The organism is Cupriavidus sp. 05N38 (assembly GCF_056397345.1).
This window is the reverse complement of sequence record NZ_JBFTNF010000062.1, coordinates 22,771-43,268: the sequence shown is the minus strand read 5'-3', so window position 1 is coordinate 43,268 and position 20,498 is coordinate 22,771. Positions and strand designations below refer to the sequence as shown.

Sequence of the window (20,498 nt, the reverse complement as noted above, 5' to 3'; positions counted from 1 at the left end):
AGCGTGTTGGCCATCGCCTGGACGTAGTGAATGCCGCAATGCACGCCGGAGGGGCCCAGCGGATAGAAGCCGTTGTCGGCCAGGCTGAGCGCCGTGTAGTAGAGCGCGGCGTCGCGCACCTCCTTGCCGGCCTTGTCTTTGAAGGGGAACTTGAACGAAGGCATGGTCACTCCCGTGCGCTTACGAAGCGTCCGAGAAAGACTGGGAGAACTCGCCGTCCGGCGGTCTGCCGGATGCTGGAGCGCACGCTAGCGGCGGTGAGTTACCAGCACAGGCGACGTTGAAACGCAGGGCGGAATGATTGGGCATGGCCGATCTCTTTGGAATGCCAAAGGCGATACAAGCCATGCTTCAGGTAAACAGCGCCCCCGTATATAGGCCGTTTCCCATTCATGCGGCTGAAAATTCAGAAAGCGCACGGATTTCGTCGCGGCTGGCTTCCGCGATGGCGAGATGCTGCCGCCGTCCGGCAATGGGGCCGGAGCGCGCCGGCGCGAACGTGGAGTCAGGTTCGCGCCGGCAACATGAAAAATCAAATCACCAGTTCAATCAAGAACGGCCCCGCCTTCGCATTGGCCGCCGTGAACAGCGCCGCAAACCCCTCCATGTCCACCGCGCGCGCAGCCTCCACGCCCATGCCATTGGCCAGCTTCACCCAGTCGAGATCGGGGTTGCCGATGTCGAGCATGTCGAGCGCGGTCTTGCCGGGATTGGCGCCGACACCGGCGAGTTCGCCCAGCAGGATGGCGTACTTGCGGTTGGCGAGCACCACCACCGTCACGTCGAGCTTTTCGCGCGCCATGGTCCACAGCGATTGCAGCGTGTACATGCCGGAGCCATCGGCCTGCAGCGCGACCACGCGGCGGCCGGGCGCGGCGACGGCGGCGCCGGTGGCCAGCGGCAGGCCTTCGCCGATGGCGCCGCCGGTGAGTTGCAGCCAGTCGTGCGGCGCGGCGTGCACGGTGCCGGGATAGAAGGCGCGGCCGAAGCTCACGCTTTCTTCCACCACGATGGCCTGCTCTGGCAGCAGCGCGGTCAGGGTCTGCGCCACGGCTTCGGAGGTCACGGCGCCCCTGGCGATCTCGTGCATGGAGACGGAGGCGGGCAGCGCCACGACGGGCGCGCCAAGTTCGTCGGCCAGGCGCGCCAGCGCTTCGGCGAGGTCCTGCTCGGGGCGGGCGAGCACGAAGACTTCGGCGTCTTCCGGATACGGGCGCGGCGACTTGCCGGGGTAGGCGAAGAAGGTCACGGGCGGCGGCGCGCCGACCAGGATCACGTTGCGGATGCCGGCCAGCTTGGCGCGCGCCGCGTCGCCGGAGTACGGCACGCGGTCTACGTTGAAGCGGCCACGGCCGCGCGACACGCGCGCATTGGACATCGGCGTGATCAGGCGCGCGTCGGTGGCGGCGGCGATGCGATGGGCGTCCGCCAGCGCGGCTTCGCGCAGCGCGGTGCCGGCCAGCACGATCAGCGTGGGCTGGCCGGAGCGCAGCACGCGCGCGGCCTGCTGCACGGCGTCGGGCGAGACCTTGGGCACCGGCAGCGGCGCCAGCGGGGCGGCCACCTTGCCGCCGGCGTCCCAGCACACGTCCGAGGGCAGGATCAGGCTGGCCACGCCGCCCGGCGCGGCGCAGGCCGCCTGCACGGCGGTGGCCGCATCGGCGCCGACCGAGGCAGCGTGCGTGGCGGTGCGGGTCCACACCGAAACCGGGCGCGCCCAGCCTTCGGTGTCGGCGGTCAGCGGCGCGTCGAACGGCCGGTGATAGGTAGCCTGGTCGCCGATGATGTTGATCACCGGGGTCTGCGCGCGGCGCGCGTTGTGCAGGTTGGCCAGGCCGTTGGCCAGGCCCGGGCCGCAGTGCAGCAGGGTGGCCGCGGGCTTGTCGGCCATGCGCGCGTAGCCGTCGGCCGCGCCGGTGACCACGCCTTCGAACAGGCCGAGCACGCAGCGCATGCCGGGGATACGGTCGAGGGCGGCCACGAAGTGCATTTCACTGGTGCCGGGATTGGCAAAGCAGGTGTCCACGCCGCACGCCAGCAGCGTCTTCACCAGGCTCTCGGCGCCGTTCAGTTCGCCCTGCCCGTGGTCTCCATGATTCGCCTGGTTGCGCTCGGTAGTCTGCATTTGCTTGTTTTCCGGTTGGGTTGCTGGATGGGGATGTGGATGTGAATCGGGATGCGGAATCGGGTTGCTGGCCCGCTCACGGTTGCGTGGCCGCGCGTGCCGGATAGGCCGGGGCAGCCCCCGCGCCCGGCGCGAGCAGGTCGAAATCCAGGCACACGAACTCGCTCGGGAATTCGATGCGTGCGTAGTAGACGATCACGCCGTCCACGCAGGCATGGCGGCGCAGTTCGGCCACCGGCGCGCCCACCGGCAACGCCAGCCGGGCTGCGGTTTCGGCGCCGGCGGCGATGATCGACAGGCGCTGGCGGGCGGCCGTCACCTTGAGATGCGGAAAGCGGTCCAGCACCGGCACCGAGGCGCCCTGGCGGAAGGCCTCCGGCTCGCGCGCGAACACGCTGGCCTCGATATAGACCTCGCCAAGCGCGAACGGCCGTTGCTCGATACGGTGCAGCCGGCGCAGGAAATGATAGCCCGGCGCGCGCGCGGCGCTGCATGGCAGCCCCAGTTCGTCGGGCAATGGCACCAGGCCGTCGGATTCGCTGAGCGCCTCGGTGCCGAGCCGGTCGCCTACCGCCACGGCCTGGTCCCAGCTCACGGGCAGCATCAGCGGGCGCCGCTCGCGGTAGCCGGTCTTGACGAAAGTGCCGCGCCCGCGCTCGCGGGTCAGCAGGCCCTCCTCGTCCAGCAGCGACAGCGCGTTGTGCATCGTCATGCGCGCCACGCCGAACTCGCGGCAGAGCTGTTCCAGCGAGGGGATGCGGGCGCCCGGCCGCCATTCGCCGCTCTCGATATGGCGGCGGAAGATGGTGGCAAGCTGGAGATAGACGGGCTGGCGGCTGCGCGAGAGGAGATCGCTGGCAAAGGCCGGGTTCGGCGGAGGGTTCTGCATGGGCGTCCGGGTGCGCGGGCTGGCCCGGCGGCGGCTGGCGCAGCCGTGGCTGCAAGCGAGCTACTTTAGTAAGGTCTACAAAGCTAGACTACTAGGGTTAACTAGGGGGTCGGGGCCGAGCAGGGGCCGGAAATGAAAAAAGCGCGGGATGGCTCCCGCGCTTCGCTTGCAGTCCATGTCGTGCGGCATGGCGCCGCGTGGCTCACGCCGCGAGCGCCTGCGCGTATTGCGGCGGCCTGACCTGCCTGAGGTCGGGCGCCGGGATGACCGCCGACGCCGCCACGGGCGCGGCCAGCCAGCCTTGCACCGTGGCCTGGACGCCGTCGGCCTGCGCCTGCTTGCGCCGGTAGGCCGAGCGCTTCTTGGACGGCAGTTCCATTGCATCGCGGCGCGGCAATCCGACCGGCATGCCCACGTTGCCGCCCTCAAGCACCTCGCCCCCGCACTCCATCCAGAAACTCTCGTAGTCGCACAGGATCTCGCGCGGCGTGTGGCGCTGGCGCCCGACGTGATTGGCCCGGGACACACCCACGATGCGCTGCACGTCCAGCGCGGCGGCAAAGCCCAGCAGCGCTTCCATCACTGCGTCCTTGGGGCGCAGACCGTCGCAGGCCTTGGTCGACTCGCGGATGAGGTCCCGGCTGTTCTCGCCCATCGGGCCCTGCAGGCCGCCGACGAAGATCTCCGCGCCATCCTTGCCCCGCCTGAGGTAGAAGCTGATCTGGCTCAGGCAGGTGCCGCTGGCGATGTCCTGCCAGTAGAAGGCCAGTTCGCCTTCCTTCGGATTCGGCCCGGCATCGGCCAGGCGCAGCACGTAGCGGCCCTCGCCGAAGGCACATTCCAGGCCGCCTTGCACGTAAATGCGCTCGCACAGCGCCAGCGGCACCAGCGCGTTCAAGGTCCGGTAGTGGTCCAGTACCGTGCCCATGCGCTCGCGAAAACCAAGTCCGGACACGCCCAGCGGGCGGTACGGACGCTCCAGCAGCGCCGGCTTGGCCGCGGCCACGCGCCGCATCAGCGCACACGACTCCACGGCCTGCAACCAGCCGCGCACTGCGGCGAAACGGAACGCCGAACGGCAAATCAGCTTTATCCGCTTGAAGCGCCAGCGGCCACCTTGTTGCGGATAGCAGAATGCCGCCAGCGCCGTCAGCGTAGCGAGATAGCGAAGATAGAAAAACGGCCCGAGGTTATTGAAATAACCACGGGCATGGATGGCCGACAGCCACTGAAGGCTAGACATGGGTCCCTGCACGACTTGATGCTCCCCTGTTCCTGATGCAGCTAGCCGGTATCCGGTCTTATGCTGATTGCTGCCCTTGACACGAATTTCACGAAACGGCCGGATCCGGACCAGGGGCCAGAACCGGGCAAATGTATCCATCTCGTAATAATTCGTAACGGATGGTAATACGTCTCGTTGACCGGGAGATGAAGAATCTTTGGCCGCAAGAAAAAAAGCCGGCTGATGCCGGCTGGGGGTCTCTCGGGACCTCCGGGGGGACCTTCCGGGATGCGGGGGGCTTGCTGGCCGCGACTCAGCGGTGCGCCGCCGGCCGTTGTTGCCGCTCCGTGGCGAAATACAAAACCGCCAGCACCGGCAGCCCGAACCCGATCCAGCTGGTCAGCGCCCAGCCGCCGTAGGCGAACGCCCAGGCACCCAGCGCGGAAGCAACGGCGCCACCCGTGAAGAAGATCGCCATGAAGATGCCGTTGAGCCGGCTGCGGATGGTGCCGCCGAGCGCGAAGATGGCGCGCTGGCCGACCACCAGGTTGGCGGCCACGCCGAAGTCCAGCGTGATGGCAGCCAGGGTCAGTGCCGCCAGCGCCGGCGTCGATCCCGGCGTGCCGGCCATGCCCAGCAGGAAGGCGCCAGCCGCCAGCGCCATGGCCAGCGTGGTCATGCGGCGGCCGAGTCCGCGATCGGCCGCGCGTCCGGCGAGCGGCGCCGCCACGGCGCCGGCCACGCCCGCCAGTGCGAACAGGGCGATGCCCTTCTGGCTCATGCCGAATCCGGGCCCGGCCAGCCACAGCGGCACGGTGGTCCAGAACAGGCTGAAGGCGCCGAACATGCACGCCTGATAGGCAGCCCGCCGGCGCAGCACCGGCTGGCTGCGCAGCAGTTGCCACATCGAAGCCAGCAGCGCGCCGTAGCGCACCGCCGGCGCCGGGCGGCGGTCCGGCAGCAGGCGCGCCAGCACCGTCGTCAGTACGGCCATGCCCACGGCCGAGCCGGCGAAGATGGCATGCCAGCCCCACAGGTCGGTGACCAGGCTGGACACCGGCCGCGCCAGCATGATGCCGAGCATCAGCCCGCTCATCACATTGCCCACCACCTGGCCGCGCGCATGCTCGGGGGCCAGGTGCGCGGCGAACGGCACCAGCACCTGGGCCGCCACCGAGCTGAGCCCGATGCACACGGCCGCCGCCAGGAACACGCCGGCATGGCCGGCCAGGGCCGCGGCGGCCAGCGCCACCGCGCTGGCCGCCAGCAGCGTGCAGATCAGCCGGCGGTTTTCGATGATGTCGCCCAGTGGCACGATCAGCAGCAGGCCGACGCCGTAGCCGGCCTGGATCACGGTCACGATCAGGCCGGCGGCCTGCGGCGACAGCCCCAGCGCATGGCCGATCGGGCCGACCAGCGGCTGGGCGTAGTACAGATTGGCCACGATCAGGCCGCAGGCGGTCGCCAGCAGCAGCGTCATCCAGCTCGCGCCGCCCACGGGGCCCGCCTGCGCTGTCGCCGCGCAGTCCGCTCTTGTCGTCATGATCGTATTCCTGCAGCTGACCTCGGCCGGCGCCCGATACGGGTTAACCAGAGGTCGAAGGGCGTGATCATGCCTCAGATGGCGCAAGCTTGCAGGCGGCGGTCCGGCTCACGGCAGGTAGCCCAGCAGCCGCCACCAGACATAGTCCAGCGGCATCAGCACCAGCAAGGTCGGCACGGCCAGCGCCAGGCACAGCCGGGTGCCTGCGCGCAGCCCCACCCCGCCAAGCTGCATGGCGATCACGATGGGCGGCGACTGATAGGGAAAGAACACCGTGGAAAAGACCGGCACCTGCAGCATCAGCACGGTTTCCAGCGGCAGGCCGGTGGCCTGCGCCAGTTCCCTGGCCAGCGGCGTCAGCACCGCCGGCAGGCCCGGCAGCGTGGTCACCAGCCCCAGGGCCGCGCCCACCGCGCCGAGCGCCGCCACATTCGCGGCGTTATGTCCCGGCGACAACGGCAGCCACTGCAGCAAGGCCTTGCTGATGGCCGTGCCCAGCCCGGTCGACTCCACCACCGCACCCAGGCCGAGGAAGCCGGCTACATAGATCAGCGGCGTCAGGTGCACCTGCTCGGCCAGCATGCGCGGCGACACCAGCCCCACGCCCGGCAGCAGGCACACGATGCAGGCCGCCAGCGAAATCCAGGCAGGCGAGATACCGTGCAGCGCATCGGTGGCAAACCCGGCCACGGCCAGCGCCAGGATCGCCGCCAGCACGGTCTCCTGCCGGCCCGGCGTGCCCAGGTCCTGGGGCGGCAGCGCGGCGAGCTGCCCCTTCTCCGGGAACAGCCGGCACACCAGCCACACCAGCAGCACGGTCTTGAGCGCGCCGAGGATGGGGAAATGCAGCAAGAGATAGCTGCCGTAGCTCAGGTTCACGCCGTACAGCGAACTCGCCGCGCCGAGCAGCACGCTATTGGGGATATTGGCCGGCAGGATGGTGGTCGGCGGCATATAGCTGGCCGCGGCCACCGTGAGCACCATGCCGATGCGGCCGTTGGAGCCGGGGCCATAGCCCAGGCGGTCGGCCAGCGCCAGCACGATGGGCATCAACAGCAGCACCCGCCCGGTGGTCGACGGCATCAGGAAGGCCAGCCCGACCGCGCTCAGCGCCACGGTGGCGATCACCTGCCGGTAGCTGCCCACCCGCCCACGGAAGATGATCGCCGCCAGGCGCTGCGCCAGCCCGGTCTGGCGCAAGGCCACGCCGGTCACGGCGCCGCCGAACATCAGCCACCAGGCGGTGGAGGTAAAGCCGGAGAACACCACCGGGGGCGGCGCCACGTGCAGCAGGACGGCGCACAGGAAGAACAGCAGCGTGGTGGTGGGCTCGGGCAGCACGCCGAGCGCCCAGCAGCACACCGTGGACAGCACCAGCGCCGCCGCCAGGACAAGCGGGCCGGGCGCGCCGAGGGCGTGCCCCGCCAGCCAGACCGCGGTGACGCATACGGCAATGACGGCGGCGGCGCGCGCGCTGTCGGAGAGATTGCCGGCTTGCGGCGGGCTGGGCGCGGGCTTCGGCGGGGCCGCGGCGGCTGCGCCGGCCGCGGGATAGCCTGGCTGGGGGCTGGTATGGCTCATGGGGGCGAACTCCGGGGTGCCTTGGGATGTGCGCCATGCTAGGGCGATGCGCCGTGGCCGGGTTACACTTTCCGGGCAAGTTCTTACGAATTCCAGCCACCATCGGCAATCCGGTTCCATCACTTCGCCCCGCATGCCACGTCCGACTTACCAGCCCATACCGCTGACCGAGCCCACCGCCGAACAACCGGTCATCGTGCACCTGCGCCTGCCGCCACCCAATGCGATCATTCGCCGCCACCGGCATGCTTGGGGCCAGGTCTCCCTGCCGCTGCGCGGCAGCATGCGCGTGACCGCGGCCGGCACCACCTGGGTGGTGCCGGCCATGCGCGCGGTATGGATCCCGCCGGACGTGGAGCACGAGGTGGTCACGCTGGGCGACGCCGCGCTGCATGCCTGCTATGTGCTGCCGGCGGCGTCGCCGCTGTCGTTGTCCACCTGCACGGTGCTGGAGGTGTCGGCGCTGATGCGCCAGTTGCTGGTCACGCTGGCCGATGCCGCCCGGCTCTCGCCGCGCCGGCGCCAGCTCAGCGCCGAACTTCTGCTCGAGGAACTGCGGGTGGCGCCCACCCTGTGGCCAGGGCTGGCGCTGCCCACCGACCGACGCCTCAAGGCGCTGTGCGATGCGCTGATGGAAGCCCCCGGCTCGGCCCTGAGCCTGGCGCAATGGGCGGCGCACACAGGCGCCAGCGAGCGCACGCTGGCGCGCCTGTTCCGCACCGAGCTGCACACCAGCTTCGCGGCCTGGCGCCAGCAGCTGCGCCTGGCCCACGCGGTCGACCTGATGAGCCGTGGCAAGCCGCTGGCCCATGTGGCGGCGGAAACCGGCTACGCCAATGCCGGGGCCTTCTCCACCATGTTCCGCCGCGCCCTGGGACAGGCACCGCGCGACTTCCTCGCGCACCGGGCCGAAGCGTAGACGGGACCGCCAGGGGACGGCAGCCGGGCATGGACGAGCGCCACCGAAACCGGGTAGATTCGCCTGCGTATCAACGTATGCGGCCAAGCTCGCGGAGGCAGCCTTTGGGCGAGAAAACACATCTGGGACGCGCCATCCACTGGTCCGCCGGTCCGCAGGCACATGCCGGCGAGATGCTGGCCGCCGGCCTGGGCATGGCCGCACCGCTGCTGCTGGCCGGCGCCATGGGGCACCAGCCCCTCGGCCTTGCCGCGGCGCTTGGCAGCCTGGCCATCGGTTCCGGCACCACGCCGGCCGCGCCGGGCAGCGAAGCGGAGATGGCCCGCAGCGCCGGCGCCCAGGCGCGCGAACTGGCCGCGTTGCTGGCGCCGTTCGCTGCGGCGGCGGCCGTTGCCGCGGCCTGCTCCGGCCATGGCGCGGCCAGCGACGCCATCGTCATCCTGCTTGCCGTCGCGGCCGCGGCCATCGGGGCCTATAGCCGCCCGCTCGCCGTTGCCTCGACGCGCTTGCTGCTGTTCCTGGTCATCGCCGCCAATAGCGCAGGCGCGGCGCCGTACCGCGGCGGCTTCCTGCTGCTCGCGCTGGCCGGCGCGCTCGCCGCAGCCGCCGCGCTGCGCTGGCTGTTTCCCGGCCATCACTTCGACTGGATCGCGCTGACGGTGGCCCTGCTGATCCAGCGCCAGCCCGGACTGCCTTCGCTCAAGACCACGCAGCGCGTAGGCGGCACCGTGCTGGGTGTGCTGCTGGCCGCCCTGCTGCTCGGCCACCAGCTGCCGGCCTGGGTCATCGCCGTCAACGCCGGCTGGCTGGCCGGCATGCGGCCCCTGCTGCGCAGCCGCAACTACCTCGCCTACTCGGCGGCGATGACGCCGCTGATGGTGCTGATCACGGGCGCGGGCAATGCGTCCACGGCCGGGGCCATGAGCGGCATGCTGGCCGACCGCGTGGCGGCGACCGTGATCGGCGCCGCCCTTGTCATCCTCGCCGACGGCGTTGCGCTGCGCCTGCTGGCGAAGCCGCTCAGCCGAACCTCGCCAGGTTGAGCGCGGGCAGCGAGCCGCCCGGTCCTTACTCGAAGGCGCTCTTCACCGGCGGCGCCAGCAGGGCCAGCAACTCGCGCACATCGTCCAGCTGTTCGAGGTTCATCACCATGGCTTCGATGTCGGACTGGCGCTTTGCATCGATCAGGCCGCCGGTCAGCGCGCGGTACTTCATCGCCACCTCGGCATTGGACTGCGGCGACTCGATGGCGCGCGACATCTGCCGGTTGATCTCGATGCGCTGACCGTCCGTGAAGGTGACCGCCAGGCGCACGCGCCCGCGGCCATGCTGGCCGGCGGCGTCGAACCCGGGATCGTGCCTGACCGCGATGCGCGGCAGCAGCGCCCAGACATCGTCGGCGTCGATGCGCGAAGGAGCGAACTGCGGCACCAGCGCGGCGCCGTCGAGCACCGCCACCGCCAGCGCGTAGCCGATGTTCATCTGCGCGCCGATCGGCGTGAGCGGGCGCTCCGGCACCCACCAGCCGTGGTGGTAGACGGCGTGCGACACGTCGACCTCGATGCGCGCGATCTGCTCCGCGCGCAGCGCGCGCTGCGCGCCCACGTCGAACAGCGCGTCCAGCGGCGCGTGGATGCCGCCCATGGCCGCATATGGCTTGATCACGATGYGCTCGACTTCCCAGCGCTCGCCCAGGCCATCGGTGATCTGCGACGCATCGGGCGCATGCCCTTCGCCGAAGGTGGAGAGAAAGCCGCCGTACTCCCGCTCGAACACGCGCTTGATGCCCGTGTAGCCGCCCGCCGCCAGCACCGCCGCATAGAAGCCGTTGCGCGCGGAAAAGCCGTGGTGCATGCGCTTGCACATGGCCTCGTACTGCGCAGCCATCAGCCCGGCCGACTGCGTGCCCGCCAGCCCCAGCGCATCCTCGAAGCGGGCGGCGTCCAGGCCCAGCAGCTTGCCCACCGCGGCGGCGGCCGCGTGCGTGCCGAACACCGAGCCGGAATGCCAGCCGCGCGAGAGCATCTGCCCGCCGTGCAGCGCCATGCCCACGCGCGGCCCGACCTCGTAGCCGGCCAGGGCCGCCTGCAGGAATTCGCGGCCGCTCACGCGTTGCTCGCCGGCTGCCGCCGCCCATAGCGCCGGCAACACCAGCGAGGCGCTGTGTAGCGGGCCTAGCGGATGATAGTCGTCGAGCTCGAAGCCCTGGATGAAGGTGCCGTTAAGCAGCGCCGCGCCCGGCGCGCTGGTGCCCGCGCCCCAGCCCACGATGGTGTGGCTGCCCTGGCCTTCGGTCTTGCGCACGATTTCCACCGCGGTGCGCGACCACGGCAGCCGGGCGCCGACGATGGCGCAGGCGATGCCGTCCAGCGTCAGCGCCTTGGCGCGCTCGCGGGCCTTCTCCGGTGCATGCGCCAGGTCGAAGCCGGCGAGCCAGAGCGCGAGCCGGCCGGTAGGGCCGGCCGGATCGGTGGGGGCCTGGGCCTGGGACTGCGGTTGCGGTTGTGATTGCTGTTGGGACATGGCAGGGCGGAGTGATCGCACGGAGCGGTTGGACGGAGCGGGTGACGGGAACGGACCAAGCTTGCGCTGGCCGTGTCCGCCCAGCACAGTACTGTTGTTATGTGTTTATATTCTAGGTACAACCGTTCCTGCCTTGCAAGCGATTTTTTTGCGCCGATGCCTGGGCACGGCCGCGCGCGGGCATTCCGCTCCGGCGTGGCGGAGGGAAAGGAAACGGAACGCGGAACGCGGAAGGGAGGAAAAGCCGGAAGCGGTGCGCTAACGGGACGCACCGGCACCGCGGCGTGCTTGATAGAATCGGCCAGTCAGCGCCCTGACCCCACGATACGAGGCCCCCGATGCCCATCGCAGACACCAAAGCCACGCCCTACTACGCAGTGATCTTCACCTCCATCCGCACCGATGCCGACGGCGGCTACGGCGCCATGGCCGACGCGATGGAAGCCTCCGCATCGCAGCAGCCCGGCTTTCTCGGCGTCGAGTCGGCGCGCGAGGAAATCGGCATCACGGTGTCGTACTGGGAGAGCCTCGAAGCGATCGCCGCATGGAAGCGCGACGCCGCGCACCTGATGGCGCAGAAGCTCGGCCGCGAACGCTGGTACGAGGCGTACAAGACGCGCATCTGCAAGGTCGAGCGCGACTACGAGTTCGCGCGGCCCTGAGGCGCCGCGGCCAACCCCAGGCTCAAATGCTCCCGTCCCGCCGCAGCGCGGCAACGACGCCCGCGTCCACACCCCATTCACGCAGGATCGCCTCGCTATCCGCGCCAGCCTCGACCGGCGCCCGGGGCACGCCGGCCGGCGTGCGGCTAAAGCGCGGCGCCGGCGCCGGCTGCACCACCCCCTCGATCTCCAGGAAAGTCTCGCGCGCGCGGTTGTGCGGGTGTGCGGGAGCTTCGTCCCAGTCCAGGATCGGCGCGAAGCAGGCATCGCTGCCTTCGAGCAATTCGCACCATTCGTCGCGCGTGCGCGTGAGGAACATTTCTGTCATGCGAGCCTTGAGCGCGGGCCACTGGCGTTTGTCCAGCTGCGCATCGAAGGCCGGGTCGTCCAGGCCGCAGCGCTCGCGCAACAGCGCGTAGAACTGCGGCTCGATGGCGCCCACCGCCACGTACTTGCCGTCGGCGCAGGCATAGGTGTCGTAGAAATGCGCCGCGCCATCGAGCAGGTTGTCGCCGCGCTTGTTGGTCCAGCGGCCGGCGGCCTTGAAGCCGTACATCATGGCGCCGAGCAGCGCGGTGCCGTCGGTCATGGCGGCGTCCACCACCTGCCCCTTGCCGGACTGGCGCGCCTCGTTGAGCGCGCACATCACGCCGAACGCCAGCAGCATGCCGCCGCCGCCGAAATCGCCGACATAGTTGAGCGGCACCGCGGGCGGCTCGCCCGCGCGGCCGATGGCGTGGAGCGCGCCGGCAATGGCGATGTAGTTGATATCGTGGCCGGCGGCCTGCGACAGCGGCCCGTACTGGCCCCAGCCGGTCATGCGGCCGTACACCAGCGCCGGGTTGCGCGCCAGGCAGGCCTCGGGGCCCAGGCCCAGGCGCTCCATCACGCCGGGGCGGAAGCCTTCGATCAGCACGTCGGCTTTCGCGATCAGGTCCAGCACCACCTGCGCCGCGCCGGGCTTGCGCAGGTCGATGGCCAGCGAGCGCTTGCCGCGCGCGGTCACGTCGCAGCGCGCGCGGCCGGCGCTGGTGGCGGCCGGCTCGCCCGCGGCGGCGGGCCTGGGCCGGTCGATGCGGATCACCTCGGCGCCCTGGTCGGCCAGCATCATCGCGCAGAACGGCGCCGGGCCGATCCCTACCATCTCCACCACCTTCAGTCCTGCCAAGGGTCCCGCCATATCCTGTCTCCGGTTGTCTGTGTCCGGGTGCGCCCCGGATGTGCCTTGGCGGGCAGTTTGCCACGGGCGCCGGGCGGGCGAATCGTCAATAGCGACGAATCGGGCTGCCGGTGACGTCAGATGCCGGGCACGGCGAAAGCCGGGGGGTTGGCGCGAAGCGCGTGCCGCAGCGCGTCCGCGGTCAGCTCCGGCAGCCCGGCGGGCACGGCGAGCCCGTCCTGCGCCAGCGCGCCGGCCACGCTCACCACCTTGTCGGCACGGTACTGGCGCCCGCTGCCGATGGCGGCCTCGAACGCGTTGGCGCGCTGGTTGATCTCTTCCGGGTCGGCGCTGACCAGCAGCACGGCGTGGGCCAGCACCACGTGCAGGCTCGCATCGGCCGCGCCGGCCACGCGGCGCCAGTACTGCGCCGTGCCGGCAATCTTGCGCGCGTCCGCGGCCGGGCCCCAGGCCAGGTTGAAGCGGCCGTCGCAAAAGGAGCCGTCCACGGCCTGCCAGTGCGTGCGCAGCCCGAGCTGCGACAGCGCGCCGGCCAGCACTTCGCACAGGTGCAGGTAGACCGCCTCGGCATGCGTGCCGGCGCCGCCGCGCACCGGATAGGCCAGGCTCAGGTTGAGGATGCCCGGACCCTGCGGCACCAGTCCGCCGCCGGACAGCCGCAGCCACACCGGGCAGCCGCGCGCGGCAAAGGCGCTGCGCCCGGCCTCGAGTTGCGCGTGGCGCAGGTAGCTGCGCGGCACCACCAGCGACACTGGTGCCTGCCAAAGGTGCGCCAGCCAGCGGCCGGCGGCGGCCTGCTCGAGCATGGCCTGCTCGGCGCGCAGCGGATCGGGATCGGTGGGGTCGGGAGTGAGGTAGGCGAAGGACATGGGTTGCATCGTGACGACGTTGCACAAGTACCGCCGGCCAATACTGCCACGTCCCCGCCGAGATACAAAGATGGCCAGGCGCTGCCACGGCGGCCACGCCCGGACCCAACGCCAGGCTTCACCCTCCCAGGTGCGCCTTCAGCAAGGCATTGAACTCATTGGCCCGCTCCATCTGACTCATATGCCCGGTGTCGTCGAAGACCTTGACGGTCGCCTGCGCCGGCGCGTTGCGCGCATGCGAGGCCGGCACGATGCGGTCCTGCGCCCCCCACACCACCAGCACCGGCTTGCCGCCGAGCTTGCGCCCCGGCTGCTCGGTCTGCCGGCCGCCACCGAACAGGCTCTCGCCCAGGCTCGCCAGCGCCTGCGTCACGCCGTCCAGGCGCTTGTACTTCAGGAGATCGTCCAGCATCTGGCGGCTGACCAGCCCGGTATCGGCGAACAGCTGCTCCACCACCGGCTTGAGATCGCGCCGCGACTGCGCGCTGACGAAGCCTTCGGTGTAGCCATTGTTGATCTCGTCGCCGAAGCCGACCGGCGAGATCAGCGCCAGCGAGCGCACCCGCTGCGGCGCGTCCACCGCCAGTTGCGTGGCCACGCCGCCGCCCATCGAATGGCCCACCAGGTGGGCCTGGCCGATATCCAGCGCATCCATGAACTGCGCGACAAAGCCCGCCAGCGCGGCCAGCGTGGTGCCGGGCAGCCGCGGCGTGGACTGGCCATGCGCGGGCAGGTCCAGCGCCACCACGGTATGGGTGCCGGCCACCGCATCGAGATTGAACAGCCACGCGTCGAGGTCGCCGCCGAAGCCGTGCAGGAAGAGCACGGTCTCGGCGCCCTCGCCGCGCTTCGCGTAGCGCACGCGGATGCCGTCGATATCGATGAACTGATAGGCGGCCGCCGCGGCAGCGTCATCGTCCTCATCCGCCGCCGGGGTCTCGTAGGCGGCCACGTAGGCATCGATCTCCGCGTCGCTGACCCCGGCGGGCGCCAGCACGCCGAGCAGGGCCTTCACCGGCAGCACATCGCCCACCGCCGCCACCTTGCGGCGCAGCGTGCCGGCGTCGGGCGCTTCCACCGCGTTGGCGATCTTGTCGGTCTCCACGTCGAGGATGGGCATGCCCACGGTGATCTGCGCGCCCTCTTCCACCAGCCAGTCGTTGACGGTGCCTTCTTTCATCGACAGGCCCCATTTGGGCATGACGATCGGGGTGATCTCGGCCATCAGTGTTTCCCTCCTTTCACGGTCTTGCGCGCGGCATCGGCGATCTGCGCCGCGCTGGGGATGTAGAGGTCTTCCAGCGCGGGCGAGAACGGCACCGGCGTGTGCGGCGGGCACACCATCTCGATGCCGGCCTTGAGCGCGCCGAAGGCTTGCTGCGCGACCTGGGCGGCGATGTCGGTGGCGATATTGCAGCGCGGGCTGGCTTCGTCCACCACCACCAGGCGGCCGGTGTTTTCCACGGTCTCCAGCACGGTGTCGATATCGAGCGGCGAGAGCGTGCGCAGGTCCACCACCTCGGCCTCGATGCCTTCCTTGGCCAGCGTGGCGGCGGCTTCCAGCGCGCGGTGCACCATCAGCCCGTAGGTGACGATGGACACGTCCTTGCCGTCGCGCACGATATTGGCTTCGCCGAACGGGATCGCATACGAGTTCTCCGGCACCTCGCCTTCGAAGCCGTACAGGTTCTTGTGCTCGCAGAAGATCACCGGGTCGTTGTCGCGGATGGCCTGGATCAGCAAACCCTTGGTGTCGTACGGCGTGGACGGGCACACCACCTTGAGCCCGGGGATATGCGTAAACAGCGGCGTGAGCATCTGGCTGTGCTGGGCCGCCGCGCGGAAGCCCGCGCCCACCATGGCGCGGATCACCACCGGGGTCTCGGCCTTGCCGCCGAACATATAGCGGAACTTGGCCGCCTGGTTGAAGATCTGGTCGAAGCACACACCCATGAAGTCGATGAACATCAACTCCGCGATCGGGCGCATGCCGCAGGCCGCCGCGCCGATGGCCGCGCCCACGTAGGCGGACTCGGACAGCGGCGTGTCCAGCAGGCGGTCGCCGTGCTTGGCGTAGAGGCCCTTGGTGACGCCGAGCACGCCGCCCCAGGCGTCTTTCTCGCCGTCCGCGCCGGCGCCGCCGACGATATCCTCGCCGAGCATGATCACGCTCGGGTCACGGGTCATTTCCTGGTCGATCGCCTCGTTGATCGCCAGCTTCATGCTGAGTTTGCGGGACATGGTTTGGTCTCCTGTTCGTGCTGTTCGTGCTGTTCGTTCGTGCGGTCCGGTCTGCGCCGCGCTCAGTAGCTGACGTACACGTCGGTCAGCAGGTCGGCGGCGGTCGGGAACGGCGCGGCCTTGGCCTGCTGCACCGCGTCTTCGATCAGCGCGGCGACCTGTTCGTCGATGGCCTTGAGCTCCTCCGGCGCGATCACGCCGGCCTGGGTCACGGTGGCGGAGAACTTCTTCAGGCAGTCCTTGTTGGCGCGGATGTCGTCGAGCTCGCCGCTTGCGCGGTAGGTCTGCGCATCGCCTTCGAAATGGCCGTAGAAGCGCACCATCTTGCATTCGAGCAGGGCCGGGCCGCCGCCTTCGCGGGCGCGCTTGATGACTTCGCCGGCAGCCTCGTGCACGGCGAAGAAATCGGTGCCGTCCACGGTCACGCCGGGAATGCCGAAGCCGGCGGCGCGGTCCACATAGCTGTCCACCGCGGTGCCGTAGTCGCGCGCGGTCGATTCGGCGTATCCGTTGTTCTCGATCACGAAGATGACCGGCAGGTTCCATACGGCGGCCAGGTTCAGGCTCTCCAGGAAGGTGCCCTGGTTGGAGGCGCCGTCGCCGGCGAAGGTGATGCCGATCTCGCCCTTGCCGCGGAACTTGGCCGCCAGCGCGGCGCCGCAGATCAGCGGCGCGCCCGCGCCGAGGATGCCGTTGGCGCCCATCATGCCCTTGGACAGGTCGGCGATATGCATGGAGCCGCCCTTGCCGTTGCACGAGCCGCCCTTGCGCCCGTAGATCTCCTTCATCATCGCCACCGGGTCCACGCCCTTGGCGATGCAGTGGCCGTGGCCGCGGTGCGTGCTGGCGATGCGGTCGCCGTCGCCGAGGTGATGCAGGATGCCAACGCCGGCGGCTTCCTCGCCGGCATAGAGGTGGACGAAGCCGGGGATGTCGCCGCGGCCGAAGTCCACGTGCAGCCGCTCCTCGAAATCGCGGATGGTGCGCATGCGGCGGTAGACGGCGAGCAGGTCTTCCTTGCCGAGGGGCAGCGTGTTCTGGCTGCTTGAGGTTGTCGTCATGTCTGTCTCCTTCACGGTTTTTGCAGTGGCGGTATGTGAGCGGGGTTACGACTGAGGGTGCGGATGCGGGTGCGGGTACGGCTGCGAGACTGGCCGGGACGCCAGGGGCGGCGCCGCATGCGAAGGCGGCGCCTGCGCGCTCGGCGCGCGGCCGCCGCGCATCAGCCCGGCGGCGGCGGCGTAGCGCATGCAGGCCGCCACGTCGATGCTGAGGAAGGCGCGCTCGCGCAGCGTCACGGTGACTTCGTCTTGCTCGCCGAACACCAGCTCGCGCTCGCCGTCCAGCGCGACGACGCCGCTGCGCTGGCGCACGCGGTGCGGCACGCCGTCGGTCAGGCGCTCCCAGCCTGCGATGGGCACCGCGCTGAGCAAGCCAGGCGCGATCGGCGCGCGCAGTTCGAAGCGGCCTGCGCCGGCAGCCGCCAGCTCGATGGCCAGCCCGCCGGATTCGTGCCGGCCCACCGGGTCGAGCAGGCCGCCGATGGCGGACAGGCCGATGGCCTGCGGATCGGCGAAGGCGAGGTACACGGCGCCCAGCGTCTCGGTCTTCCACAGGGCGCGCGCGCCGATGAAGTGCTCGTGGGAGATGACCGCATCCACCAGCGCAATATCGCGGCGCACCTCGTTCGTGCCGGCGATGCAGATGTCCAGCCGCTTGTTGCCGGCCAGCGAGTGCGCCGCCGGAATGCGCCCGCTGGCGAACAGGCCGGTGGCGAGCCCGGTGATGGTGGCCTCGCGCATTTCGGGATAGGCGTTGTTGGTGCCGGTGGAGATGCCGGCGATCGGCACGTCGCCGCATTCGCGCACCACGGCGCGGTGGGTGCCGTCGCCGCCGAGCACGATGATGGCGGACACCCCCGCTTCGCGCAGCATGCGCGCGGCCAGGAAGGTGTCGTCCACGCGGGCGGTGACCGGCATGTCGAGGTACTCCACCCCGGGCAGCGCTGCGTCCGGCCCCTGGCGACGCGCGAGGTGCCGCGCCAGCAGCACGCGCATGCCCTCGCGGTCCGGCATCATCAGCACGCGACCCACGCCGCAGGCGGCCAGCGCGGCCAGCAGGCGCAGCACGATATTGACGCGGTCGGCCAGTTGCAGCGTGTTGGCGTTGGCGATCACGCGGCGGATATCGCGCGCCGAGACCGGATTGGCGATGATGCCCACCAGGGGCCGTTCGGCCAGCGTCTGCTCACCCATGCGTGTCTCCTGCCGTCTTGTCTTGTGACAGGCATATCGCAATGGGCGTGCCACCCGYCGGACACGCGCGCAGGGCAGGAAAAGCGCGGGATTACCCGCAGGAAAAAGGGACTTTGGCCGGGCGTGGCGGCGCACCGCGTGACAGGTGTCACAGCATCAGGTGTACGGCCGCTGGACAGGTGTCGCGAGGCGCGGGGCGCAGCGCGGCGCCGCGCTCAGTCGTGCGCCGCGTCGCGCTGGTTGGGGGACGCGATGCCGTAGCGCGCCATGCGCCGGTACAGCGTCATGCGGCTCACGCCGATCTGGCGTGCCACCGCGCTGAGGTTCCAGCCGGCGGCGCGCAGATATTGCATCAGCAACATCGCTTCGGGCGGCAGCTGGTGCGGATCGAAGCCGGGTGCCGGCGACGCCATCGCCGGCACCTGGACCGGGACCGGCTGCGCCATGGTGGCGGCCGGCGCCGCCGGCGCGGCCGCCGTGGCAAGCAGGCCTTGCTGGCGCGCCGCCGCGCCAATGCCTTCGGGCAGGTCTTCCACCTCGATATGTCCGTCGGTGCAGATCGCGCGCGCATACTCGAGCGCGTTGCGCAGTTCGCGCAGGTTGCCGGGCCAGGCATGCGCGTGCAGGCGCGCGCGCGCCGCCGGCGACAGGCTGACGGCGCCGGCGCCGGCGCCGATGCCAGTGCCAGTGCCAGTGCCAGTGCCAGTGCCAGTGCCAAGCATCTTGCCGATCAGCCAGTCGAGGTCCGAGCGCTCGCGCAGCGGCGGCAGCATCAGGCGGGCGCCGTTGAGCCGGTAGTAGAGGTCTTCGCGGAAGCGGCCGCTGCTCACCAGCTGGTCCAGCGGATGGTGGGTGGCGGAGATCACGCGCACACTGACCGGCACCGGCCGCGCCGCGCCGATGGCCAGCACCTCGCCTTCGGCCAGCACGCGCAGCAGGCGCGATTGCAGCTCGCGCGGCATGTCGCCGATCTCGTCGAGGAACAGGGTGCCGCCGTCCGCTTCCTGGATGAGGCCGCGCTTGGGCCGCGAGCCGGCGCCCGAGAAGCTGTTGGGCAGGTGGCCGAACAGCTCGCTCTCGATCAGCGATTCGGGGATCGCCGCGCAGTTCACCGCCACGAAGGGCCCCTGGCGGCGTCCGCTGGACTGGTGCAGCGCCTTGGCGAGATATTCCTTGCCGCTGCCGGTCTCGCCGTTGATCAGCAGGTTGATCGGGGAGTCGACCAGCTTGGCGGCGCGCAGCAATTGCTGCTGCAGCGCGTCATCGCCGCCGCACAGGGCCGCCAGCGGCGCTTGCAGCGGCGGGCTGCGCACGGCGGCGGCCGGCTGCCAGCGCAGGGCCGGCGGCATCACGCTCAGGTAGAGCCGCGTGCCGCTGCGCGACAGGGCCAGCGCGCGCTGCTCGCTCGGGCGCGAATGCACGAAGCGGCCCAGTTCGTCGAGGCGCGCGTCGAACAGCGCCTCGAAGGCCATGCCAAGCAGGGGCGCCCCGCCCAGGCCGGGTTCGGCCCCCAGCATCTGCTGCGCGCGGCGGTTGTGCCCGACCACGCGGCCGCCGGCGTCGAGCGCGAGCAGGTATTCCGGGTTCACGTCGACGAATTCCGGCGCGGCATTGAGCTTGAGGATCCAGTCTTCGCGATGGCTGCGCAGGAAGCTGGCGTTCTCGATATGGCTGGCGTAGATGCGCACCATCTGCAGCGCCAGGCCCTGGCTGTCCTTGGCCTGCGGCGAGGTCAGCGCGGAGATGTCGAGGATGGCGCAGAGGCTGCCGTGCGAATCGAACAGCGGCGCGGCGGTGCAGGTCAGCGGGATATGGGTGGCGTCGAAATGGTCGGCCTGGTGCACGGTCAGCGCCTGCCCGGTGGCCAGCGCGGTGCCCACCGCGCAGGTGCCGGCGCCGGCCTCGCTCCACTGCGCGCCCAGGTACAGGCCGGCGCGGCGCAGGCGCGCATCGGCACTGGCGTCGCCGAGGTAGTCCACCGTCACGCCCTGCGCGTCGGTGAGCAGCACCACGTAGCCCATGCCGGCGACCTGGCTGTACAGCGTCTGCAGCCCGTGGCGCGCGATGCGGGCGAAATCGTCGATGCGCTGCTGGTGCTCGCGCAGGCGCGTCTGCGGCAGGATGCAGGCCTGCTGCATGCGCGCCGGGTCCAGGCCGTACTGGTGCACGCAGCGCCGCCAGGAGTTCTGGATGATGGTCTCGGGCGCGCGCGGCAACAGCGCGCCGGCGTGCGTGGTGAGCTGCACTACCGCATCGATGTGCTCGCGTTGCCGCAGGTCCATCGTCGTCTCCTTGTCGTCTCCCGGCCTGGCGCCGTCGCCGGCTCTATGTGCCTCTGGAATGACGGGCGGCCGGGAATCCTAATGTATCCGACAGGGAGCCGCTTGGGCAAACCGCTTGGGCAAACCTCTTCATGCGATGTGCGGCCTGCACTTCATGCGCCGCGCACGCGCGCGGATCTCCGCCCTGGATGTGCGCGGGCCGGC

The 20,498-nt window shown here is 70.4% G+C and carries 16 protein-coding genes; 3 read left to right on the top strand and 13 right to left on the bottom strand.

Annotation, left to right across the window (positions count from 1 at the left end; all coding sequences use genetic code 11):
* Positions 1-532: 532 nt before the first annotated feature.
* The 5 genes from AC1DK4_RS32185 to AC1DK4_RS32165 form a co-directional block, all read right to left on the bottom strand.
* A complete protein-coding gene (locus AC1DK4_RS32185; RefSeq protein WP_441617385.1) occupies positions 533-2,071 on the bottom strand; it encodes an acetolactate synthase large subunit in 1,539 nt (512 codons plus the stop codon).
* A 130-nt stretch (positions 2,072-2,201) separates the two neighbouring features.
* Positions 2,202-3,014, bottom strand: a complete 813-nt coding sequence (locus AC1DK4_RS32180) for a GntR family transcriptional regulator (protein WP_441650443.1) — start codon at positions 3,012-3,014, stop codon at positions 2,202-2,204.
* Positions 3,015-3,216: 202 nt separating this feature from the next.
* Positions 3,217-4,257, bottom strand: a complete 1,041-nt coding sequence (locus AC1DK4_RS32175; RefSeq protein WP_477115670.1) for a DUF535 family protein — start codon at positions 4,255-4,257, stop codon at positions 3,217-3,219.
* A 295-nt stretch (positions 4,258-4,552) separates the two neighbouring features.
* Entirely contained in the window at positions 4,553-5,782 is a 1,230-nt protein-coding gene (locus tag AC1DK4_RS32170; protein WP_441650441.1) for an MFS transporter, read from the bottom strand.
* A 108-nt stretch (positions 5,783-5,890) separates the two neighbouring features.
* Positions 5,891-7,363 (bottom strand): SLC13 family permease, encoded by a 1,473-nt coding sequence (locus AC1DK4_RS32165; protein WP_441650440.1) that lies wholly within the window; start codon positions 7,361-7,363, stop codon positions 5,891-5,893.
* 133 nt (positions 7,364-7,496) lie between these two features.
* Here AC1DK4_RS32165 and AC1DK4_RS32160 point away from each other — a divergent pair, with 133 nt between their 5' ends.
* Together AC1DK4_RS32160 and AC1DK4_RS32155 are read left to right on the top strand one after the other, a co-directional pair.
* The gene (locus tag AC1DK4_RS32160; RefSeq protein ID WP_441617361.1) at positions 7,497-8,282 is read left to right on the top strand and encodes an AraC family transcriptional regulator; all 786 of its coding nucleotides are present in this window, start codon (positions 7,497-7,499) and stop codon (positions 8,280-8,282) included.
* 104 nt (positions 8,283-8,386) lie between these two features.
* Positions 8,387-9,325: an FUSC family protein gene (locus AC1DK4_RS32155; RefSeq protein ID WP_441650439.1), complete on the top strand. Its 939-nt coding sequence runs from the start codon at positions 8,387-8,389 to the stop codon at positions 9,323-9,325.
* A 25-nt stretch (positions 9,326-9,350) separates the two neighbouring features.
* On the opposite strand, the gene AC1DK4_RS32150 is transcribed toward AC1DK4_RS32155, so the two are convergent.
* Positions 9,351-10,805 carry an MmgE/PrpD family protein gene (locus AC1DK4_RS32150; RefSeq protein ID WP_477132016.1) on the bottom strand — a complete coding sequence of 485 codons (1,455 nt, stop codon included), beginning with the start codon at positions 10,803-10,805 and terminating at the stop codon, positions 9,351-9,353.
* Positions 10,806-11,143: 338 nt separating this feature from the next.
* On the opposite strand from AC1DK4_RS32150, the gene AC1DK4_RS32145 reads away from it, so the two are divergent.
* Positions 11,144-11,467, top strand: a complete 324-nt coding sequence (locus tag AC1DK4_RS32145) for an antibiotic biosynthesis monooxygenase family protein (RefSeq protein WP_441617356.1) — start codon at positions 11,144-11,146, stop codon at positions 11,465-11,467.
* Between the two features lie 22 nt (positions 11,468-11,489).
* On the opposite strand, the gene AC1DK4_RS32140 is transcribed toward AC1DK4_RS32145, so the two are convergent.
* The 7 genes from AC1DK4_RS32140 to AC1DK4_RS32110 form a co-directional block, all read right to left on the bottom strand.
* A complete protein-coding gene (locus tag AC1DK4_RS32140) occupies positions 11,490-12,647 on the bottom strand; it encodes a CaiB/BaiF CoA transferase family protein (RefSeq protein WP_477115669.1) in 1,158 nt (385 codons plus the stop codon).
* A 116-nt stretch (positions 12,648-12,763) separates the two neighbouring features.
* A complete protein-coding gene (locus AC1DK4_RS32135; RefSeq protein ID WP_441650290.1) occupies positions 12,764-13,516 on the bottom strand; it encodes a lipoyl protein ligase domain-containing protein in 753 nt (250 codons plus the stop codon).
* A 118-nt stretch (positions 13,517-13,634) separates the two neighbouring features.
* Complete coding sequence (locus AC1DK4_RS32130) at positions 13,635-14,741, bottom strand: acetoin dehydrogenase dihydrolipoyllysine-residue acetyltransferase subunit (protein ID WP_441650291.1); 1,107 nt, start codon at positions 14,739-14,741, stop codon at positions 13,635-13,637.
* Positions 14,741-15,757 carry an alpha-ketoacid dehydrogenase subunit beta gene (locus AC1DK4_RS32125; RefSeq protein WP_441617348.1) on the bottom strand — a complete coding sequence of 339 codons (1,017 nt, stop codon included), beginning with the start codon at positions 15,755-15,757 and terminating at the stop codon, positions 14,741-14,743. The genes AC1DK4_RS32130 and AC1DK4_RS32125 overlap by 1 nt, the downstream gene beginning before the upstream one ends.
* A 62-nt stretch (positions 15,758-15,819) precedes the next feature.
* Positions 15,820-16,818: a thiamine pyrophosphate-dependent dehydrogenase E1 component subunit alpha gene (locus tag AC1DK4_RS32120; RefSeq protein ID WP_477132015.1), complete on the bottom strand. Its 999-nt coding sequence runs from the start codon at positions 16,816-16,818 to the stop codon at positions 15,820-15,822.
* 45 nt (positions 16,819-16,863) lie between these two features.
* Positions 16,864-18,012, bottom strand: coding sequence for an ATP-NAD kinase family protein (locus AC1DK4_RS32115; protein WP_441617345.1), 1,149 nt, complete (start codon positions 18,010-18,012; stop codon positions 16,864-16,866).
* Between the two features lie 215 nt (positions 18,013-18,227).
* Positions 18,228-20,294: a sigma-54-dependent Fis family transcriptional regulator gene (locus AC1DK4_RS32110; RefSeq protein ID WP_441650293.1), complete on the bottom strand. Its 2,067-nt coding sequence runs from the start codon at positions 20,292-20,294 to the stop codon at positions 18,228-18,230.
* Positions 20,295-20,498 lie beyond the last annotated feature (204 nt).

Excerpts from the sequence above, each read along its gene's own strand:
- AC1DK4_RS32180 (WP_441650443.1), bottom strand. The coding sequence starts at position 3,014 with ATGCAGAACCCTCCGCCGAACCCGGCCTTTGCCAGCGATCTCCTCTCG.
- AC1DK4_RS32175 (WP_477115670.1), bottom strand. The coding sequence starts at position 4,257 with ATGTCTAGCCTTCAGTGGCTGTCGGCCATCCATGCCCGTGGTTATTTC.
- AC1DK4_RS32170 (WP_441650441.1), bottom strand. The coding sequence starts at position 5,782 with ATGACGACAAGAGCGGACTGCGCGGCGACAGCGCAGGCGGGCCCCGTG.
- AC1DK4_RS32165 (WP_441650440.1), bottom strand. The coding sequence starts at position 7,363 with ATGAGCCATACCAGCCCCCAGCCAGGCTATCCCGCGGCCGGCGCAGCC.
- AC1DK4_RS32160 (WP_441617361.1), top strand. The coding sequence starts at position 7,497 with ATGCCACGTCCGACTTACCAGCCCATACCGCTGACCGAGCCCACCGCC.
- AC1DK4_RS32145 (WP_441617356.1), top strand. The coding sequence starts at position 11,144 with ATGCCCATCGCAGACACCAAAGCCACGCCCTACTACGCAGTGATCTTC.
- AC1DK4_RS32140 (WP_477115669.1), bottom strand. The coding sequence starts at position 12,647 with ATGGCGGGACCCTTGGCAGGACTGAAGGTGGTGGAGATGGTAGGGATC.
- AC1DK4_RS32135 (WP_441650290.1), bottom strand. The coding sequence starts at position 13,516 with ATGTCCTTCGCCTACCTCACTCCCGACCCCACCGATCCCGATCCGCTG.
- AC1DK4_RS32130 (WP_441650291.1), bottom strand. The coding sequence starts at position 14,741 with ATGGCCGAGATCACCCCGATCGTCATGCCCAAATGGGGCCTGTCGATG.
- AC1DK4_RS32125 (WP_441617348.1), bottom strand. The coding sequence starts at position 15,757 with ATGTCCCGCAAACTCAGCATGAAGCTGGCGATCAACGAGGCGATCGAC.
- AC1DK4_RS32120 (WP_477132015.1), bottom strand. The coding sequence starts at position 16,818 with ATGACGACAACCTCAAGCAGCCAGAACACGCTGCCCCTCGGCAAGGAA.
- AC1DK4_RS32115 (WP_441617345.1), bottom strand. The coding sequence starts at position 18,012 with ATGGGTGAGCAGACGCTGGCCGAACGGCCCCTGGTGGGCATCATCGCC.
- AC1DK4_RS32110 (WP_441650293.1), bottom strand. The coding sequence starts at position 20,294 with ATGGACCTGCGGCAACGCGAGCACATCGATGCGGTAGTGCAGCTCACC.